Raw genomic sequence first — 4,833 nt, 5'->3', positions numbered from 1 at the left:
GGAGCCGTAGTACTCCGGCACGTCCCGCCAGGGCGCACCGGTCCGCACCCGCCAGCCGATCCCATCGATGAGCTGGCGTTTGGTCCATTTCGACGGCCGACCTGTCCTCTTGCGTGGTGGAAGCAGCGGCTCCAGCAGCGCCCACTGCTCATCGGTCAGGTCGAACCGCCTCGTCACCGCCAGGGTGGCCACGAGGTCTCCGGGACTCAGGGTCGTCTGGTCGATGACTCCTGTACCGGAGACCTCACTACTTTCGGCGCCGGACACGCCGCTCATCCCACTTTGAGACAGGCCCTAGTTCACGACGGCTACGAGATCGTCCAGATTGACGAGATCAGCGGCAGCCCTATCTTCGGCCACCGCACCATCGGCGGCGGTGTCAGCGGCACCATGAATAACCTGATCTTCGCCTCCATCGGTCCCAAGCCCCGGATCGTCGTCATCAACGCGATCAACAACGACTTCAAGGTCACCAGGAACGCCGACAAGATCCTGATCTACGACCGACCGCGGTCCAAGGAGTCCGGACTCACCTGGGGGCACATGGTCAAGTGGTGGCGCGCCCAGCAGCAGATGCCGCTGGCCCTGTCGAACTTCCGCGTCGGGTACAACCTTGTCGAGCGCTTGACCCAGACCGTCGCCATGACCAAGAGCCCCGGTGAAGAACTGGTGTTCCGCACCTACTACGAGCAGTTCTTCAAAAGACCGGATGGCTCCTCCTATCCAGCGCTGCTCCCGCAGGTGTACCTCCATCTGGATCCCATGACCCGCAAAACAACGGCAGCAACTCCGTGAGGACGATGTCGTCGACTTCGAACGCATGGACTTCCTGCTGCTCTTGCCGCACAACGTCCGCGTCGTTCTTGAGGTCGACGGCCAGCATCACTCCGGCGTCCAAGACGAGCAGAACCCCCAGCGGTACATCGCCTCCGCTGCGCAGTACGCCAAGATGGCCAAGGAAGACCGCGTCCTACGGCTGGCCGGGTATGAGGTGTACCGCTTCGGCGCACTTGAGCTGACCCGCGACACGGCTGCGGCGAAAGAGATGGTCTGCACCTTCTTCACCGACTTGTTCGAGCGCCACAGGATTGGATCCGCAGGAGCAACAGCCCCAGCTGTAACGGTTGAGCCGTCGTAGCGGTTGAGCTGCCGCGGCAACCGATTCGGAAGTTAGGGCATGGACTTGCCTGGCAGGGCGCTGGAGGCGACAGCATCGTTTTTGCCGTAACACACGGCGAGCGCCACGACCAAGGTGCAGCTCTTCCGCAAGGACTTCGCTGTGCTGGACGGATGCCCTGCTGAGAACGAGCCGCTAAAACAAGAATCAACCCCCCCACACCGCTAGCCAGCGCGCACAACATCAACTGATCGCGTGGGCTGCCGCGACCGCAACGCCAAAGCCTGCGCAGTCTTCCGCCGGCGCGCCCACCCGGTCAGCACCGACCGCTCCTCATCGGACAACACCACAGGCTCAAGCTTCGAACTCGGCATCACCAAAGCCTACCAACTAACAACAAACTAATGACTCAGAATACTAGACGAACTCGCCGCCCATGGGCTGCTCGACCTTTCCCAGGTGGTCTTAGATCGTGCTCACGTCAGGGTGAAAAGGGGGGCGAACTTGCAAGTCCGAGCCCCGTGGACGGGAGTAAGCTCGGCTCCAAGATGCACATTCTGTCCGATCGGACGGGCTGCCCGTCCTGGTCGGTATCTCGCCTGGCAACACCCACGACGGCCAGGGCCTGAAACCCGTGATCGCTGGGTTCACATGAGACATGGCACTGAGAATTGTCATCAGCAAAAGCCGCATGCCGATAAGTCCTACGATACGCCTGAACTGAGCAGATGGCTGCGCAGCTAGCGTATCGGCGTCCGCATCGCCCGCAAGGGGACCGACTCAAGCCAGCGATTAGGGCGGCACCGATGGGTGATCGACCGGACCCTGTCCTGGTTGTCGGGATACCGTAGGCTCAACATCCGCCACGAACGCTAACCCGTGACTACCTGACCTTCCTCGGCCTCGCCGCCATGTGCTGCGACAAACGACTCCCCCGACTCATCACACAGGACATGGTCTACGCGGTTACCGACCAAGCCGAGCGACGAAAGGGTTGTCTCTACTGCCGACCACTTTTTGATGGACTTGCTTTATGACGTCTGGGCTTGTCTGTCTTAGTGGATTTGCATTCAGACCCCTCTCTGGCGTAACCACTTTCACATGTCAGTGAAGGTGGAGTGGGCTTTCCGGATAGCGCTCCCACAATAGTGACGAACGCCAGAAATAGGAAGATCAAAACGAGAATGGACCCGAGACAGGCTCCACACCCACCCCTATCCGGAGGAAGTCCTAATTCCCTTCTCAGCCGCTCGTTCTCTCGTCCGAGTTGTTCGCTTCCAGGAGTTGCCCCGTACCCTTTGGTCCAATCTTGATTTGTCATTTCGAAACAACCTCGTAACTTAACTTCACGCACCTCACGGATTTGCTTGGCCGGCAAACAGAGAGGCCAAGTAGAACAAATTGCTTTTCGGTCCAACCATACATCACATTGTACAGCAGAATCTTAAAGTAGTCATGCAGGTGACAGTGACACCTATGTTTCGGGCGTCCCATATTGGTGTGCAGATCATCTTGGTCAGATCAACAGTCTTGATTTCGATCAAGGGGCTTCGCTGACCGTGCTTTCGGAAAGATCCTTGTACGAGAAAAGATCAATGGACGAGGTCCGTACTGTCGTCCGATGACCAGATCGAGCAGGTCATTGTCAGGACCCGACCCGCTCGGCGATCTTGTCTCTGCCGAAAATCTCGTCCGCGCAGGTCAAGCGGCATGCTCGTCCTCGTTGAGGATGCCGCCCAGATGTTGCCTTCTTCGGATGTTCAAATGCGCGATCTGGTCGGGTTCGGTGATCGGCGGAGGAAGCGGCTTCAACGGGCGGGCGTTGGCGATGCCCTGATGAGCCCGATGCTCGTTGTAGAAGGTCTCGAACTCGCGGAGGGCGTGGAGCAGGTGTCGCTGGTTCCAGATCAACATGCGGTCCAGGAGCTCGCCTCGGCAGGTCTGCACCCACCGCTCCATCACCGCGTTCATCCTCGGCATCCGCACCCCCGTCAGCACCGTCTGGATGCCGGCATCGGCCAGGACGGCGTCGAACAGGTCGGGGAACTTGCCGTCCCGGTCGCGGATCAGGAACCGTGCCCGGCAGCCGGAGTCCTCCAGATCCATGACCAGGTTCCGGGCCGCTTGCGTCACCCACGCTGCGGTCGGATGAGCGGTGGCGCCCAGAACCCGGATGCGGCGGGTGTGATGTTCGATGACCGCCAGCACGTACATGCGAGCACCGGTGAGAGTCACGGTCTCCAGGAAGTCACACGCCAGCAACACCTCGGCCTGGGAGCGCAGGAACCCGGCCCAGATGGTGGCAGAACGCTCGGGTGCCGGATCGATACCGGCGTCCTTGAGGATCTCCCAAACCGTAGAGGCGGCCACCTTTGACGCCGAGCACCCGCAACTCGCCGTGCACCCGCCGGTAGCCCCAGCTCGGGTTCTCCCTCACCAGGCGAAGAACGAGAGCCCGGATGGAGCGGACGGTCGGTGGTCGGCCCGGACGCTTGCGTTTGGAGCGGGCAGCGTGCCGACCGGCGATCAGGTCGCGGTGCCAGCGCAGCACCGTGTCCGGCCGCACCAGGAGCCGCATCCGCCGCAGTACTCCGGGAGGTCACCGGTGCAGCAGCACCGCCAGCTGCGCCCGATCCGCTGTAGCGGACCGGGACCACTCAGACCATAACTGGCACGTCCTCAAGGACAAGGTCGACGCCATCATGACGGGCGCCTATGCCGCATTCCTTCACGCGGCTGGCTACACCATCACGCTTCACCCGGACACCCACACCAACGCCCCGGAGATCATTGTCGTTTCGGGACCTGTCACGGGGATCGCTCAGCATCCCGACCAGGAACCGCGTGAAGGCTGAGCGGCATACGTCAACCCGCCCGGAGGGTAGCTCCGGCTAGCCTGCCCGCAACCGGCCGCCGCCGTGACACCATCCCGACCACCGGGCACGCTCTCCCGCGACACACCCGTGACCACCCAGGCATGTGATGGACAGCTCCGCCCTCGTCGCGATCGTCACAGGCGGCACCGCCGTGCTTGCCGGCTGGGTCACCAGCCTCGGCAACGCCCGCGCCGCAAGAGTCCAGGCCCGCACCACGGCCGAGGCCCAGCACCGCGCCGAACTCCGCGCCTCCCGCCGCGCGGCCTAGCTGGACCTCATCGAACACGCCCACCGCGTCAGCGAGCTGTACTGGAGACTCGGCGATATTTACGCCCAAGTCGCCGACCCTGACGAGCAACATCGCCGCCTCGATGCGCTCCGCGCGGACCTCCGCGACGCGTTCGACCCGCTGCAACGCTGCGTCTGGATCGTCATGCTCGAAGGCCCCACCGGCGTCACCAGCGAAGCCGCGGCAGTGCGAGAAACCGCGAGCACCTGCAACCGGACGCTGTACGCCCTCGCCCAAGGGGAACACGACGCCCTGGGCCGGTTCACCCAACAGCGGCAGGACTACCGCGCCCGTCTGCGGTCCTTCACCGAGGCCGCCGGGCAGGTCATGGGCAACCAGCCACCTGCCACCGAACCGTGAAAGGGACGGGTGGACCGCCCCGGCGAAGTTGGAGGCTAGATCGCTTGGTCCTCGATCGCCAGGCCAGTGCCGGCGGGCGATCGGTGGAACGTCTCCTCGTACTCGGCCGGAGGGACGTTCCCGCAGTAAGAATGTAGCCTTTCAGAATTGTACCAAGCAACCCATTCCATGGTGGCCATCGTCACATCCAT

8 protein-coding genes are annotated in these 4,833 nt (G+C 62.5%); 5 read left to right on the top strand and 3 right to left on the bottom strand.

The window, feature by feature from the left end; translation table 11 throughout:
• Window positions 1–276, bottom strand: a 276-nt coding sequence (locus ETD83_RS39450; RefSeq protein WP_205718147.1) for a transposase, incomplete at its 3' end; no start/stop codon positions are given.
• A gap of 6 nt (window positions 277–282) precedes the next feature.
• Here ETD83_RS39450 and ETD83_RS39445 point away from each other — a divergent pair.
• Window positions 283–795, top strand: coding sequence for an AbiJ-related protein (locus ETD83_RS39445; protein ID WP_138650340.1), 513 nt, complete (start codon window positions 283–285; stop codon window positions 793–795).
• Window positions 796–820: 25 nt separating this feature from the next.
• Window positions 821–1,138, top strand: coding sequence for a hypothetical protein (locus tag ETD83_RS39440; RefSeq protein WP_138650338.1), 318 nt, complete (start codon window positions 821–823; stop codon window positions 1,136–1,138).
• A gap of 1,680 nt (window positions 1,139–2,818) precedes the next feature.
• Here the strand turns inward: ETD83_RS39440 and ETD83_RS39430 are convergent.
• Window positions 2,819–3,487, bottom strand: coding sequence for an integrase core domain-containing protein (locus ETD83_RS39430; protein WP_205718146.1), 669 nt, complete (start codon window positions 3,485–3,487; stop codon window positions 2,819–2,821).
• Between the two features lie 332 nt (window positions 3,488–3,819).
• Here ETD83_RS39430 and ETD83_RS43285 point away from each other — a divergent pair, with 332 nt between their 5' ends.
• The 3 genes from ETD83_RS43285 to ETD83_RS39425 all read left to right on the top strand — a co-directional run bounded on the left by ETD83_RS43285 (window position 3,820) and on the right by ETD83_RS39425 (window position 4,642).
• Window positions 3,820–3,972 carry a hypothetical protein gene (locus tag ETD83_RS43285; protein WP_171064705.1) on the top strand — a complete coding sequence of 51 codons (153 nt, stop codon included), beginning with the start codon at window positions 3,820–3,822 and terminating at the stop codon, window positions 3,970–3,972.
• 127 nt (window positions 3,973–4,099) lie between these two features.
• Window positions 4,100–4,261, top strand: a complete 162-nt coding sequence (locus tag ETD83_RS43280) for a hypothetical protein (RefSeq protein ID WP_171064704.1) — start codon at window positions 4,100–4,102, stop codon at window positions 4,259–4,261.
• Window positions 4,262–4,426: 165 nt separating this feature from the next.
• On the top strand, window positions 4,427–4,642 hold the full coding sequence (locus ETD83_RS39425; protein ID WP_138650336.1) for a hypothetical protein: 216 nt from the start codon (window positions 4,427–4,429) through the stop codon (window positions 4,640–4,642).
• Between the two features lie 35 nt (window positions 4,643–4,677).
• Here the strand turns inward: ETD83_RS39425 and ETD83_RS39420 are convergent.
• On the bottom strand, window positions 4,678–4,833 hold a 156-nt coding region (locus ETD83_RS39420; protein ID WP_138644924.1), incomplete at its 5' end, for an integrase core domain-containing protein.

The organism is Actinomadura soli (assembly GCF_005889715.1).
Classification (GTDB): Bacteria; Actinomycetota; Actinomycetes; order Streptosporangiales; family Streptosporangiaceae; genus Spirillospora; species Spirillospora soli.
Note: the sequence above shows the minus strand (reverse complement) of the source record. Positions and strands in the feature narration are given on the sequence as shown.

Coding starts and splice junctions, on each gene's coding strand:
- ETD83_RS43280 (WP_171064704.1), top strand. CDS start 4,100: ATGGACAGCTCCGCCCTCGTCGCGATCGTCACAGGCGGCACCGCCGTG.
- ETD83_RS39425 (WP_138650336.1), top strand. CDS start 4,427: ATGCTCGAAGGCCCCACCGGCGTCACCAGCGAAGCCGCGGCAGTGCGA.
- ETD83_RS39440 (WP_138650338.1), top strand. CDS start 821: ATGGACTTCCTGCTGCTCTTGCCGCACAACGTCCGCGTCGTTCTTGAG.
- ETD83_RS43285 (WP_171064705.1), top strand. CDS start 3,820: ATGACGGGCGCCTATGCCGCATTCCTTCACGCGGCTGGCTACACCATC.